This window comes from Enterobacter sp. NFIX59, assembly GCF_900113755.1.
Taxonomy (GTDB): domain Bacteria; phylum Pseudomonadota; class Gammaproteobacteria; order Enterobacterales; family Enterobacteriaceae; genus Enterobacter; species Enterobacter pseudoroggenkampii.
Genome location: NZ_FOQN01000002.1, coordinates 301,365 through 315,234, shown reverse-complemented (window position 1 = coordinate 315,234; position 13,870 = coordinate 301,365). Strand labels below are relative to the sequence as shown.

The following is a 13,870-nucleotide window of genomic DNA, read 5'->3' as shown; positions in this document are numbered from 1 at the left end:
CCTACACGAGTAGTAGGCCCGGTAAGCGCAGCGCCACCGGGCAAAAAATCACAGCGCCTCGCCGTTGCTGGCAATCACGCCTTTATACCACTCGAAGCTCTTCTTACGGGAACGCGACATGTCGCCCGTGCCGTCGTCGTGCTTGTTCACATAGATAAAGCCGTAGCGCTTGCTGTACTGGCCGGTGGTGAACGATACGCAGTCGATACAGCCCCATGGCGTATAGCCCATCAGATCCACGCCATCGTGCGTCACGGCTTTGATCATCTCTTCCACGTGGGCACGCAGGTAGTCGATACGATAGTCATCGTTGATGCTGCCGTCCTCTTCGACTTTATCGTAGGCGCCGAACCCGTTTTCCACGATAAACAGCGGCTTCTGATAACGTTCGTACAGTTCGCACAGGGCATAACGCAGGCCCACCGGGTCAATCTGCCAGCCCCAGTCGGACGCCTTCACGTGCGGATTCGGCACGCTGCCTTCGAAACCGGAAATGGCATCGCCGGTACCGCCTTCCGCTTTCACCGCGTTGGTCATGTAGTAGCTGAAGCCCAGGTAGTCGCAGGTACCTTCACGCAGGATCTGCTCGTCGCCTGCCTCCATTTTGATGGAGAACCCGCGGCGCTCCCACTCGTTCAGCACGTAGGACGGGTAGTAACCACGCAACTGGACGTCGGTAAAGACATAGCGCTCGCGCATCGATTCCTGGGCAAACATCACGTCTTCCGGTTTGCAGGAGAACGGATAGAGTGCCACCATCGCCAGCATGCAGCCGACTTTCATCTCCGGGTTAATACGGCGCGCGGCTTTCACCGCCAGGGCGCTGGCCACAAACTGATGGTGCAGGACCTGGTACATGGTCTCTTCCGGATTGTCATGTTCGGTATAGACCACGCCCGAGCAGCAGTAACCGAACAGCGGCGCGCGCCAGTTGCGCTGGTTGTTGATTTCGTTGAAGGTCATCCAGTATTTGACCTTGTTTTTGTAGCGCTCGAAGACCACTTCCGCGAAGCGCACAAAGAAATCGACCACTTTACGGTTGGTCCAGCTACCGTACTCCTTCACCAGGTGCAGCGGCATTTCGAAGTGGGAGAGGGTGATTACCGGTTCAATGTTGTACTTCAGCAGCTCATCGAACATGTCGTCGTAAAATTTCAGACCCTCTTCGTTTGGCTGCGTTTCGTCACCGTTCGGGAAGATACGCGTCCAGGCAATAGAGGTGCGGAAACACTTGAAGCCCATCTCGGCAAACAGCTTGATGTCTTCTTTATAATGGCCGTGGAAATCGATAGCTTCATGATTGGGGTAGTATTTACCCGGCACCACCTCTTGCGTGATTTCACGCGGCACGCCGTGTGCGCCGCCGGTCAATACATCGCAAATGCTTGGCCCTTTACCGCCTTTGTTCCAGCCGCCTTCTACCTGGTGAGCCGCAACCGCGCCGCCCCATAAAAAATCATTTGGTAAGGTCAATTTTTTCATCGCTGCTATTCTCAGTAATTGGCTTATTGGCATCGAGTCTAGCAAAGCGAAATTAAATGTCACGATATAACAAGGTGTGCATAATGTGATTTGTCACATCAAAAAAACAGGGTGTTTTATTCTGTGAGTTTCTTCGCCAGTTTACGTCCCAGAGACTCCAGAATATAAATGACGGGAATTTGCGTGGTGATGTCGTAGACGCCTGCAATACGCGTCTGAGGAACATGCCAGGAGAGATTAAAGTCCGCCAGCTTTGCGAGACGCGAGTGCTCATGGCTGGTAATGGAGAGCACTTTGCAGTGATGCAGGCTGAACTGGCTGGCGAAGCGCAGGATCTCCTCGGTCTCACCCGAGACGGAGAGCACAATCGCCAGCGCATTTTTCGCCATGTCATTGGTGACCGGGAAATAAGGGTCATCAATATGGTTACTGAATTTCCCGATATTAGAAAAGAAACGTGCACCATATTTTGCAAGCGAGCCTGACGTGCCTGCGCCGACAAATATAATACGTTCCGACGATAAAATAATATCGACCGCACTATCTAATAACGCGTCGAACTCTTCATTATTCACGCTTTTAAAAAAGCTGATAATTTCGCTGGCACCGAAGTTCGCCTGCTGGGGCTCGTTCTGTTCAAGATAAAGCTTAAAGCGCACGCGGAATTCAGAATAGCCTTCGCAGTTAAGCTTGCGGCAAAAGCGCAGGATAGTGGTGGTTGAGACATCTGCCGCATCCGCCAGCTCGCGGATGGTCATGTACATGACTTTGTCACGATTTTTTATGACATAGTTGTAGACCATCATCTCCAGGTTATTGAGACTGGCAATGGCGGAGTGGGTGAACATACTCACAATGGCATAACTCTTATTCTGACCTCATCGTCACATCATAACATGCACTCGGACGGCAGGATCCATTTTTATGCTCTTGATTCATAATGATTAAATTTTTATGTGAACAATTGTTAGGTGAAAGGTTTCTTTATATCTATGATTTTTAGGTATAAATTTTGAAATGAAATTATTTTAGCTAACAGGTGTTCACTGGAATCATTCTCAGTTAGCATAGTTATGCGATGAATAATCATCTTTTGTTTTCCCGGAGTTTTGTATGGTGAGCAGACCATTAATCGCACAGGGATATTCGCTGGCTGAGGAAGTAGCCAACAGCATCAGCCACGGCATTGGCCTGGTGTTTGGGATTGTCGGTTTAGTGTTATTGCTGGTGCAGGCGGTGGACACCAATGCCAGCGCGATGGCCATTACCAGCTACAGCCTGTATGGCGGGAGTATGATCCTGCTGTTCCTGGCGTCGACGCTGTATCACGCGATCCCGCATCAGCGGGCCAAGACGTGGCTCAAGAAATTTGACCACTGCGCTATCTATCTTCTGATTGCAGGCACCTACACACCGTTTTTGCTGGTGGGGCTTAACTCGCCGCTGTCGCGTGGCCTGATGATTGTTATCTGGAGCCTGGCACTGCTGGGGATCCTGTTTAAGCTGACCATAGCGCACCGGTTTAAGGTGCTGTCACTGGTCACCTATCTGACGATGGGCTGGCTGTCGCTGATTGTGGTGTATCAACTGGCAGTCAAACTGTCGGTAGGGGGCGTGACGCTTCTGGCCTTAGGCGGTGTGGTGTACTCGCTCGGCGTGATTTTCTACGTCTGCAAGCGCATCCCGTACAACCATGCCATCTGGCACGGCTTTGTGCTGGGCGGCAGCGTGTGCCACTTTTTGGCTATTTATCTGTATGTGGGGCAGGCGTAGTTTTTTCCACCGTGCCTCACCCCGGCCCTCTCCCACTGGGAGAGGGAGGACACCAAAACCGTAGGCCCGGTAAGCGCAGCGCCACCGGGCGATACAGCATCACTCTTCCAGAGAATACGGCAGCGGCTCGATGCTCAGTGTGTTCGCATCGTCACGCACGCGGAACACGCTGTCAGCCTCCATGTCGTTGTTCATGACGGCTTGAACCAAAATACGTCCATCATCCAGCTGTACAGCGGCTAATACGGTGCCGGTGCGGCGCCAGTTATCACCCATCTTCAGCTCTAAGTCTTCACCCGCTTCAGGTACACGGCTGGCATGGCCCGCCAGCGTCCACAGTGCACGTTTGTTTGCCCCGCGGAATTTCGCACGGGCGACCATCTCCTGGCCGGTGTAACAGCCCTTTTTAAAGCTGATGCCTCCCAGCGCCTGCAGGTTGGTTGCCTGAGGAATAAACTGCGCGCTGTTTGCGGCGTCAATGATCGGCAGACCCGCTTCGATGTTCAGCGCCAGCCACTGCTGACTGTTGTTGAGCTGCGCTTCGCCGCGCAGCGCCTCGGTGACGCGTTCGGCAGTTGCCGCATCCGTGACTAACAGGAAACGCTCCGCCGGGTGTTCAAACCACAGGATGGATGTCGCGCCTTCGCTGACCACCTGCTTTTCCGCATCCGGCAGTTCGCTGAACAGATTTTTCAGCGCCGCACGCGCCTGGAAACCGGCCACACCCAGCAGGACATGTTCGTCGTCCGGGGTGATAGTGACTTTGGAAAAGACCGCGTACTTTTTCAGCTCCTTGAGCTGGGCCTCTTGCAGGCTGCGGCGCTCAATGAAGGCAAAGCCGTCCTGGCGGCGGAAGAGGCGCAGGTTGCTCCACATTTTGCCTTTTGGATCGCAATGCGCGGCCAGCAGGTGCTGGTGTTCAGTCATCTGGCTGACGTCGGCGGTCACCTGGCCCTGCAGGTATTTTTCGGCGTCGGCACCGGTGAGCGTTGCCAGCGCCCAGTCATCAAGAGAAATAAGCGTCAGCGGCAGACGCGCAGAGGCGGCGGGCTGGCGAGGAGAAAATGGTGTAAAGGCCATAACGATATCCTGAATTGCTTAACGCTTTGATAATGCCTAATGGTAAAAGAGCCTGCAGGCAATGCAAGCGCTTTCAGCAGACCATTTGTGCCTTAAACCGGTTATGCGTAGCGCTACGCAAAATAATGTAATCCGCTGTCTTTGTGGGGATTATTCTGGAAGCTTGCTCGGCGAACGCAATATTCCAGTAATGAAACGGTCAAAAACACGTTACACTAGGTGGTGTCCCCGTAGAGAAATAAAGAACACTGAAGGGGGTACCGACTGTGCCAAACGTAATGCAGGAAACTGAACATGGATATTAACAACAAGGCCCGTATTCACTGGGCGTGCCGCCGCGGCATGCGTGAACTTGATATTTCCATTATGCCTTTCTTCGAATATGAGTATGACACCTTAAGCGACGATGATAAGCGTCTGTTTGTTCGACTGCTTGAGTCTGACGATCCGGATTTATTCAACTGGCTGATGAACCACGGCAAACCCGCCGACACCGAGTTGCAACGGATGGTGCAATTAATTCAAACACGGAATCGGGAACGTGGTCCTGTGGCAATCTGATCTTCGCGTCTCGTGGCGCTCGCAGTGGATGTCTTTATTGCTCCACGGCCTGGTTGCGGCCATTGTGTTACTGATGCCGTGGCCGCTGAGCTATACGCCGCTGTGGCTGCTGTTACTGTCGTTTGTCGTTTTTGACAGCGTACGCAGCCAGCGTCGCATTAATGCCCGCCAGGGAGAGATTAAATTACTGATGGATTCCCGCCTGCGCTGGCAGGGTAAAGAGTGGGATATCCTCGGTATGCCCTGGATGCTCAACTGCGGCATGATGTTACGGTTACGCAAGGTGGACGGCGGGCGTTGCCAGCATCTGTGGCTGGCGGCTGACAGTATGGATGCTGCCGAGTGGCGAGACCTGCGCCGGATGTTGCTACAACAGACGACGCAGGGGTAACGCGCATTAGCTAAACTTTTCTGCCATTTCGCTCAGGATCTGCTCGCACCAGCTTTGCAGGCGCTCATCGCTGAGATCGTACTGGTTGGTTTCATCCAGCGCGAGCCCAACAAACAGCTCGCCGTCGGCAATAATCGGTTTTTTACTGGTGAACTCGTAACCTTCGGTTGGCCAGTAGCCGATGAACGACACCCCTTTCGGCGCCAGCTTGTCATGCAGCATGCCGAGCGCGTCCAGGAACCACTCCCCGTAACCCAGCTGATCCCCCATGCCGTACATGGCAATGATTTTGCCTTCGAGGTTGAGCGTATCAAGCTGGTCCCAGATAGCTTCCCAGTCTTCCTGTATCTCGCCGAAATCCCATGTCGGGATGCCGAGGATCAGCACGTCATACTGCTCCATCAGCGTAAGCGCGTCATCTTTCAGGTTATGCAACGTCACCAGTTCCGGGCCAATGATGTCGCGAATTTTCTCTGCCGCCATTTCGGTGTAGCAGGTGCTGGAACCATAGAACAGACCAATATTCATCGCGTAACTATCTCAATTCTTGCTTTGACTTTGCGCGTAGTGTACCAGAAACCGGTCGCAATCAGGCATAATGGCCTGACTGCAGAATCAAAGGGGCTGATGTGGAAAAGGATCTCGCACTCGTTGAACAGTTTCTCGACGCGCTGTGGCTGGAAAAAAATCTGGCCGAGAATACGCTCAGCGCCTATCGGCGCGATCTTACCATGCTGGTGGAGTGGCTGGCCCGTCGGCAGCTCTCGCTGGCGAGCGCGCAAAGCGACGACCTGCAGGCGCTGCTCGGTGAACGTGTCGAAGGGGGCTACAAAGCGACCAGTTCTGCGCGCTTGCTCAGCGCCATGCGTCGGCTGTTCCAGCATCTCTACCGTGAGAAGATCCGCGAGGACGATCCCAGCGCGCTGCTGGCATCCCCTAAGCTCCCGCAGCGGCTGCCGAAAGATCTCAGCGAAGCACAAGTTGAGAGATTATTACAGTCACCGGCAGTTGACCTGCCGCTGGAGTTACGCGATAAAGCCATGCTTGAGCTATTGTATGCTACCGGCCTGCGCGTTTCGGAACTGGTTGGCCTGACGATGAGCGACATCAGCCTGCGTCAGGGCGTGGTGCGCGTCATCGGTAAAGGAAACAAGGAAAGGCTGGTTCCGCTGGGCGAAGAGGCGGTTTACTGGCTGGAAACGTATCTGGAGCACGGTCGCCCGTGGCTGCTCAACGGCGCGTCTATCGACGTTCTGTTTCCGAGCCAGCGCGCACAGCAGATGACGCGGCAAACGTTCTGGCATCGCATCAAGCATTACGCCACACTGGCCGGTATCGACAGTGAAAAGCTTTCGCCGCACGTATTGCGTCATGCCTTCGCGACGCATCTGCTCAACCACGGCGCTGATTTACGCGTAGTGCAGATGCTGCTGGGGCACAGCGATCTTTCCACGACGCAAATTTACACCCATGTCGCGACGGAACGCCTGCGGCAGCTACACCAACAGCACCACCCTCGTGCGTGAGTGCCGACGAATTGTAACAGGATCACTTATGAAAAAGTCTTTCGCGCTGTTCACCCTGCTGGCAGCCTCATTTACCGGTTTCGCCCATGCGGACGACGCCGCCATCAAACAGTCGCTGGCTAAGCTTGGCGTCACCGGCAGCGATATTCAGCCTGCACCGGTTGCCGGCATGAAAACGGTGCTGACGAGCAGCGGCGTGTTGTACGTCACCGAAGACGGCAAACACATTATTCAGGGGCCAATGTACGACGTGAGCGGCGCGCAGCCGGTGAACGTCACCAACCAGCTGCTGATGAAAAACCTGAACGCGCTCGAAAAAGAGATGATCGTCTATAAGGCGGCGCAGGAAAAACACGTCATTACCGTCTTCACCGACATCACCTGCGGCTACTGCCACAAGCTGCATGAAGAGATGAAAGATTACAACGCGCTGGGTATTACCGTGCGTTACCTGGCCTTCCCGCGCGCGGGCGTGCAGAGCCAGCCAGAGCAGGACATGAAGGCCATCTGGTGTGCGAAAGACCGCAACAAAGCGTTTGACGACGCGATGAGCGGCAAAGGCGTTAAGCCGGCCTCCTGCGACATTGATATTGCTAACCACTACGCGCTTGGCGTGCAGTTTGGCGTTAACGGTACGCCAGCGATTGTCCTGAGCAACGGCTATGTCGTTCCAGGCTATCAGGGACCGAAAGAGATGAAAGAGTTCCTCGACGCGCACCAGAAACAGTTTGGTGGTAAATAATCCGCGTGAAAGCCCCAATAAAATTGCGCCGCCGCGAGGCGGTTGAACCGGTTGATTTGCCAGACGAACTCCCGGCGCTGCTTAAGCGCCTCTACGCCAGCCGCGGCGTGCGTAGCGCTGAGGATCTTGAACGCAGCGTGAAAGGGATGCTGCCCTGGCAGCAGCTGAGCGGTATCGAAAAAGCCACTGAAATGCTCTACAACGCGCTTCGTGAGGAAACGCGGATTGTGGTGGTAGGGGATTTCGATGCCGACGGCGCAACCAGCACCGCGCTGAGCGTGCTCAGCCTGCGCGCGCTGGGCTGCGATAACGTCACGTATCTGGTGCCGAACCGTTTTGAAGATGGCTATGGCCTCAGCCCGGAAGTGGTCGATCAGGCCCACGCCCGTGGTGCACAGATGATCATGACCGTCGATAACGGGATCTCTTCCCATGCGGGCGTCGATCATGCTCACGCTTTGGGGATCCCGGTGCTGGTCACCGATCACCACCTGCCGGGCGAAACGCTGCCGGATGCGGAAGCGATTATTAATCCCAACCTGCGCGACTGCGATTTCCCGTCGAAATCCCTCGCAGGCGTGGGCGTGGCGTTTTATCTGATGCTGGCGTTACGTACCCTGTTACGCGACAAGGGCTGGTTCGACTCCCGCGGTATTGCCGTACCGAACCTGGCCGAATATCTCGATCTGGTGGCGCTGGGTACCGTCGCGGACGTGGTGCCGCTTGATACTAATAACCGCATTTTGACCTGGCAGGGCTTAAGCCGCATCCGGGCAGGCAAGTGCCGTCCGGGGATCAAGGCGCTGCTGGAAATCGCCAACCGCGACCCGCTCAAGCTGGCGGCAAGCGATTTGGGCTTTGCCCTCGGGCCGCGTCTTAACGCCGCCGGAAGGCTGGACGATATGTCCGTCGGCGTGGCGCTGCTGCTGTGCGACAACATCGGTGAAGCGCGCGTGCTGGCCAACGAGCTGGACGCGCTGAACCAGACCCGTAAAGAGATTGAGCAGGGGATGCAGGCCGAGGCGCTGACCCTGTGCGAAAAACTTGAGCGCAGCGGAGATACGCTGCCGGGCGGTCTGGCGATGTACCATCCAGAGTGGCATCAGGGCGTCGTCGGCATTCTGGCGTCGCGCATTAAAGAGCGCTTCCACCGCCCGGTGATCGCGTTCGCCCCCGCGGGCGACGGCACGCTCAAAGGCTCTGGCCGCTCAATCCAGGGTCTGCACATGCGTGATGCCCTGGAGCGTCTTGATACGCTATATCCGGGCCTGATGCTCAAGTTTGGCGGCCATGCGATGGCGGCGGGCCTGTCGCTGGAAGAGGCGAAATTCGACGAGTTCCAGCGGCTGTTTGGTGAACTGGTCACCGACTGGATCGACCCGGCCCTGTTGCAGGGGGAAGTTGTGTCCGATGGCGAGCTTTCACCGCTTGAGATGACGATGGACGTGGCGCAAATGCTCCGCGATGCCGGTCCATGGGGGCAGATGTTCCCGGAACCGCTGTTCGACGGCCGTTTCCGCCTGCTGCAACAGCGTATCGTCGGTGAACGTCATCTGAAGGTGATGGTTGAACCGGTCGGCGGCGGCCCGCTGCTGGACGGTATTGCCTTTAACGTTGACACGGCGGTATGGCCGGACAACGGCGTGCGCGAGGTCGAGCTGGCGTACAAACTGGACATCAACGAGTTTCGCGGTAACCGCACCCTTCAGATCATCATCGACAATATCTGGCCAATTTAGCGGCAGTAATCTCTATAAAAAAGGGCGTGGATTCGGTACAATCCCGCTCTTATCACCGCATTTTGACAAGTCCATAAAAGAAAACAGACCATGTTTGAAATTAATCCGGTAAAAAACCGTATTCAGGACCTCACGGAGCGCTCTGACGTTCTTAGGGGGTATCTTTGACTACGATGCCAAGAAAGAGCGTCTTGAAGAAGTAAACGCCGAGCTGGAACAGCCGGACGTCTGGAACGAGCCTGAACGCGCACAGGCGCTGGGTAAAGAGCGTTCCTCTCTCGAAGCTATCGTAGATACGCTGGATCAAATGGCCCAGGGGCTGGAAGATGTTTCCGGTTTGCTGGAGCTGGCCGTCGAAGCCGACGACGAAGAAACCTTTAACGAAGCCGTGGCAGAACTCGACGTGCTGGAAGAGAAGCTGGCGCAGCTTGAATTCCGTCGCATGTTCTCCGGCGAATACGACAGTGCTGACTGCTATCTTGATATTCAGGCAGGTTCTGGCGGTACTGAAGCGCAGGACTGGGCCAGCATGCTGACGCGCATGTACCTGCGTTGGGCAGAAGCGCGCGGCTTCAAAACTGAAATTATCGAAGAGTCTGAAGGTGAAGTGGCCGGTATTAAATCCGTCACCATCAAGATCATCGGTGACTACGCCTACGGCTGGCTGCGTACTGAAACCGGCGTTCACCGCCTGGTGCGTAAGAGCCCGTTCGACTCCGGCGGCCGTCGTCATACCTCCTTCAGCTCCGCGTTCGTTTACCCGGAAGTTGACGAAGATATCGATATCGAAATTAACCCGGCGGACCTGCGTATCGACGTTTATCGCGCATCCGGCGCGGGCGGCCAGCACGTTAACCGTACGGAATCGGCGGTGCGTATTACCCACATTCCAACCGGGCTGGTCACGCAATGCCAGAACGACCGTTCCCAGCATAAGAACAAAGACCAGGCCATGAAGCAGATGAAAGCGAAGCTTTATGAGCTGGAGATGCAGAAGAAAAATGCTGAGAAACAGGCGATGGAAGACAACAAGTCCGACATCGGCTGGGGCAGCCAGATCCGTTCTTACGTCCTAGATGACTCCCGCATCAAAGACCTGCGTACCGGGGTTGAAACCCGCAACACGCAGGCGGTGCTGGACGGCAGCCTGGACCAATTTATCGAAGCAAGTTTGAAAGCAGGGTTATGAGGAACCAACATGTCTGAACAACAAGCACAGGGCGCTGACGCGGTAGTCGATCTTAACAACGAACTGAAAACCCGCCGCGAGAAGCTGGCAGCGCTGCGCGAGCAGGGCGTGCCGTTCCCGAACGATTTTCGTCGTGACCATACCTCAGACCAACTGCACGCTGACTTCGACGGCAAAGAAAACGAAGAGCTGGAAGCGCTGAACGTTGAAGTGTCCGTTGCTGGCCGTATGATGACCCGCCGCATTATGGGTAAAGCCTCTTTCGTGACGCTGCAGGACGTGGGTGGCCGCATTCAGCTGTACGTTTCTCGTGACGACCTGCCGGAAGGCATCTACAACGAGCAGTTCAAGAAATGGGACCTGGGCGATATCCTGGGCGCGAAAGGTAAGCTGTTCAAAACCAAGACCGGTGAGCTGTCCATTCACTGCACCGAACTGCGTCTGCTGACCAAAGCTCTGCGCCCGCTGCCGGACAAATTCCACGGCCTGCAGGATCAGGAAGCGCGCTATCGTCAGCGTTACCTGGATCTCATCTCTAACGATGAATCCCGCAAGACCTTCAAAATTCGCTCCCAGATCATGGCCGGTATCCGCCAGTTCATGGTGAACCGCGACTTTATGGAAGTGGAAACCCCGATGATGCAGGTGATCCCTGGCGGCGCGTCTGCGCGTCCGTTCATCACCCATCACAACGCCCTGGACCTGGACATGTACCTGCGTATCGCGCCGGAACTGTACCTGAAGCGTCTGGTGGTTGGTGGTTTTGACCGCGTGTTCGAAATCAACCGTAACTTCCGTAACGAAGGTATCTCCGTTCGTCATAACCCAGAGTTCACCATGATGGAACTCTATATGGCGTATGCGGATTACAAAGATCTGATCGAGCTGACCGAATCCCTGTTCCGCACCCTGGCGCAGGACATTCTGGGCACCACCGAAGTGCCTTACGGTGAAGAAGTCTTCGACTTCGGTAAGCCTTTCGAAAAACTGACCATGCGCGAAGCGATCAAGAAATACCGTCCTGAAACCAACATGGCGGATCTGGATAACTTCGATTCTGCGAAAGCGATCGCCGACAGCATCGGTATCAAGGTTGAGAAGAGCTGGGGTCTGGGCCGTATCGTGACCGAGATCTTCGAAGAAGTGGCCGAAGCGCACCTGATTCAGCCGACCTTCATCACCGAATACCCGGCTGAAGTCTCTCCGCTGGCACGTCGTAATGACCAGAACCCGGAGATCACTGACCGCTTCGAATTCTTCATCGGCGGCCGTGAGATCGGCAACGGCTTTAGCGAGCTGAACGATGCGGAAGACCAGGCTCAGCGCTTCCAGGATCAGGTTGACGCGAAAGCGGCAGGCGACGACGAAGCGATGTTCTTCGACGAAGACTACGTGACCGCGCTGGAGCACGGTCTGCCACCAACGGCGGGTCTGGGGATTGGTATCGACCGTATGGTAATGCTGTTCACTAACAGCCACACCATCCGCGACGTGATCCTGTTCCCGGCGATGCGCCCGGTGAAATAAGACATTAAGATGTAAAAAAAGCCCCGAAAGGGGCTTTTTTATTGCGCCGCGAAGGCTTTGAGTTTTTCGCGGGCGGTCGTCGCTTCCATGACCATCCACGGGCTAAAGGCCCAGGGCGTCGCGTCCAGCGCGCGGAATAGCGCGTCCAGCTCAACCCACTGATAGTCCATCACTTCATCTTCGTTTATCGTCACGTCATTGGTGATGCGGGCGGCGAATACCGGGCAAATTTCGTTTTCCACGATCCCGGACGGGTCGGTTTCCCGATAGCGAAATTCAGGGGCGACGGCGGTGATATCGGTCAGTTCCGCGCCCACTTCAAAGCGGCAGCGGCGGATTATCGCCTGTATCGTCTCTTCGCCGGACTGTGGGTGGCCGCAGACGGAGTTGGTCCAGACGCCGGGCCAGGCTTTTTTGCTTAAGGCGCGCCGGGTGATCAGACATTCGCCTTTTGCGTTAAAAAGCCAGGAAGAGAAAGCCAGATGCAGCGGGGTATGTAACGTGTGCGCGGCATATTTTTCCTGAGTGCCAATCACCATTCCCTGGTCGTTTACCAAAATAACGTGTTCTTGAATACTCATTGATGCTCCAGTGCCAAAATGCCGAGTGGTTCAGCACCATCAGCCGAAGCATTATACTGCATTCTTATACGAACGGTTTGGCTCGTAGAGCGGAAAAGGGCATGACCCCTGTTCGTTTTGGCTGTTATCATAGGGCGCCATTCACGCTGACCGAGGATCTGTTTTGTTTGCAGGAAGCCTGACGAAAAATCCCATTACCGCTGTTTTTTGCCTGACGTTGACGCTATTCCTGGCGGGCTGTTCAGGGAGCAAATCTTCGGATACGGGAAGCTATTCCGGTTCGGTCTACACCGTCAAACGCGGGGACACCCTGTACCGGATTTCGCGCGCAACGGGGAGCAGCGTGAAGGATCTGGCGCGGCTGAATAACCTCTCGCCGCCCTACACCATCGAGGTGGGGCAGCAGCTGAAGGTGAGCGGCGGAACGTCCTCGGGTAAAAAGTCCTCTTCGAAAGGCAAAACCGCCAAAGTGACGCCGTCCTATCAGGTGCCGCAATCGTCATGGCCGCCGGTTGGACAGCGCTGCTGGATTTGGCCTGCCAGCGGTAAAGTGGTTGCCCCTTACTCACTCTCTGAAGGTGGTAACAAGGGTATTGATATCGCCGCTGCGCGCGGTACGCCGGTTTATGCCTCCGGAGCCGGGAAGGTGGTTTATGTCGGTAACCAGCTGCGCGGCTACGGTAACCTGATCATGATTAAGCATGGGGAAGACTACATCACGGCCTATGCGCACAACGACACGATGCTGGTCAATAACGGGCAGAACGTCAAAGCCGGGCAGAAGATTGCCACCATGGGCAGTACCGGTACGGATTCGGTGAAGCTGCATTTCCAGATTCGCTATAAGGCGACGGCCATCGATCCGCAGCGTTATCTTCCTGCGCCCGGCAGCAAACCGAAGTGCTAAGTGATTATTTTATCGCCGGTTAGTTGTGAAGAGGCTTGTATGAAGGTGCGTAAGGTCTATAATGCCTTACGCACCTCAAAGCGGGCGTAGTTCAATGGTAGAACGAGAGCTTCCCAAGCTCTATACGAGGGTTCGATTCCCTTCGCCCGCTCCAATCTCCTGATAAATCAATAAGTTATGATTTAGCAGTTAGTTACGTTGCCCCGCTTTAGCAGGTACAACTTAAACTACCCATTGTTCTACACCCGCACCTGTCGCGTGATTGGTCTGTGGTACAAGGGAGCATATCATCACGCTGGCGGTGGTTCCAAGTTCTTACCGCGACAGCAAAACAACGAACAAAAAGCCGCATACCTGGCATAACTCCCGAAC

General features: G+C 55.3%; 14 protein-coding genes and 1 tRNA gene. 10 read left to right on the top strand and 5 right to left on the bottom strand.

Annotated elements, in window-relative coordinates; translation table 11 throughout:
- Positions 1 to 48: 48 nt before the first annotated feature.
- A complete protein-coding gene (bglA, locus tag BM007_RS10235; RefSeq protein ID WP_090418578.1) occupies positions 49 to 1,482 on the bottom strand; it encodes a 6-phospho-beta-glucosidase BglA in 1,434 nt (477 codons plus the stop codon).
- A 116-nt stretch (positions 1,483 to 1,598) separates the two neighbouring features.
- Complete coding sequence (locus tag BM007_RS10230; RefSeq protein WP_032650129.1) at positions 1,599 to 2,330, bottom strand: MurR/RpiR family transcriptional regulator; 732 nt, start codon at positions 2,328 to 2,330, stop codon at positions 1,599 to 1,601.
- 265 nt (positions 2,331 to 2,595) lie between these two features.
- Here BM007_RS10230 and BM007_RS10225 point away from each other — a divergent pair, with 265 nt between their 5' ends.
- Complete coding sequence (locus tag BM007_RS10225) at positions 2,596 to 3,255, top strand: PAQR family membrane homeostasis protein TrhA (protein WP_024906580.1); 660 nt, start codon at positions 2,596 to 2,598, stop codon at positions 3,253 to 3,255.
- Positions 3,256 to 3,354: 99 nt separating this feature from the next.
- On the opposite strand, the gene ygfZ is transcribed toward BM007_RS10225, so the two are convergent.
- The gene (gene ygfZ / locus BM007_RS10220; protein WP_048991821.1) at positions 3,355 to 4,335 is read right to left on the bottom strand and encodes a tRNA-modifying protein YgfZ; all 981 of its coding nucleotides are present in this window, start codon (positions 4,333 to 4,335) and stop codon (positions 3,355 to 3,357) included.
- Between the two features lie 294 nt (positions 4,336 to 4,629).
- Here ygfZ and sdhE point away from each other — a divergent pair, with 294 nt between their 5' ends.
- Together sdhE and BM007_RS10210 are read left to right on the top strand one after the other, a co-directional pair.
- Positions 4,630 to 4,896: an FAD assembly factor SdhE gene (gene sdhE / locus BM007_RS10215; protein WP_006178375.1), complete on the top strand. Its 267-nt coding sequence runs from the start codon at positions 4,630 to 4,632 to the stop codon at positions 4,894 to 4,896.
- On the top strand, positions 4,877 to 5,287 hold the full coding sequence (locus tag BM007_RS10210) for a protein YgfX (RefSeq protein ID WP_023326024.1): 411 nt from the start codon (positions 4,877 to 4,879) through the stop codon (positions 5,285 to 5,287). The genes sdhE and BM007_RS10210 overlap by 20 nt, the downstream gene beginning before the upstream one ends.
- A gap of 6 nt (positions 5,288 to 5,293) precedes the next feature.
- On the opposite strand, the gene fldB is transcribed toward BM007_RS10210, so the two are convergent.
- Positions 5,294 to 5,815: a flavodoxin FldB gene (gene fldB / locus BM007_RS10205; RefSeq protein ID WP_090418575.1), complete on the bottom strand. Its 522-nt coding sequence runs from the start codon at positions 5,813 to 5,815 to the stop codon at positions 5,294 to 5,296.
- Between the two features lie 101 nt (positions 5,816 to 5,916).
- Here fldB and xerD point away from each other — a divergent pair, with 101 nt between their 5' ends.
- The 5 genes from xerD (at position 5,917) to lysS (ending at position 12,010) form a co-directional block, all read left to right on the top strand.
- Positions 5,917 to 6,813 (top strand): site-specific tyrosine recombinase XerD, encoded by an 897-nt coding sequence (xerD, locus tag BM007_RS10200; RefSeq protein ID WP_008499709.1) that lies wholly within the window; start codon positions 5,917 to 5,919, stop codon positions 6,811 to 6,813.
- Positions 6,814 to 6,841: 28 nt separating this feature from the next.
- Positions 6,842 to 7,555, top strand: a complete 714-nt coding sequence (gene dsbC, locus BM007_RS10195) for a bifunctional protein-disulfide isomerase/oxidoreductase DsbC (RefSeq protein WP_090418572.1) — start codon at positions 6,842 to 6,844, stop codon at positions 7,553 to 7,555.
- A gap of 5 nt (positions 7,556 to 7,560) precedes the next feature.
- Positions 7,561 to 9,294, top strand: coding sequence for a single-stranded-DNA-specific exonuclease RecJ (recJ, locus tag BM007_RS10190; protein WP_090418569.1), 1,734 nt, complete (start codon positions 7,561 to 7,563; stop codon positions 9,292 to 9,294).
- A 90-nt stretch (positions 9,295 to 9,384) separates the two neighbouring features.
- Positions 9,385 to 10,483, top strand: a protein-coding gene (prfB, locus tag BM007_RS10185) for a peptide chain release factor 2 (RefSeq protein ID WP_096059326.1) whose coding sequence is annotated in 2 segments (ribosomal slippage) — positions 9,385 to 9,459 and positions 9,461 to 10,483 — 1,098 coding nt in all. Because the reading frame shifts where the segments join, the coding sequence is not laid out codon by codon here.
- A gap of 9 nt (positions 10,484 to 10,492) precedes the next feature.
- Complete coding sequence (lysS, locus tag BM007_RS10180) at positions 10,493 to 12,010, top strand: lysine--tRNA ligase (protein WP_090418566.1); 1,518 nt, start codon at positions 10,493 to 10,495, stop codon at positions 12,008 to 12,010.
- 38 nt (positions 12,011 to 12,048) lie between these two features.
- Here the strand turns inward: lysS and idi are convergent, their stop codons facing one another.
- Entirely contained in the window at positions 12,049 to 12,591 is a 543-nt protein-coding gene (gene idi, locus BM007_RS10175) for an isopentenyl-diphosphate Delta-isomerase (RefSeq protein ID WP_090418563.1), read from the bottom strand.
- 163 nt (positions 12,592 to 12,754) lie between these two features.
- Between idi and actS the strand changes: the two genes are divergently transcribed.
- Entirely contained in the window at positions 12,755 to 13,498 is a 744-nt protein-coding gene (gene actS / locus BM007_RS10170; protein WP_090418560.1) for an amidase activator ActS, read from the top strand.
- 80 nt (positions 13,499 to 13,578) lie between these two features.
- A tRNA-Gly gene (locus BM007_RS10165) sits at positions 13,579 to 13,652 on the top strand.
- Positions 13,653 to 13,870 lie beyond the last annotated feature (218 nt).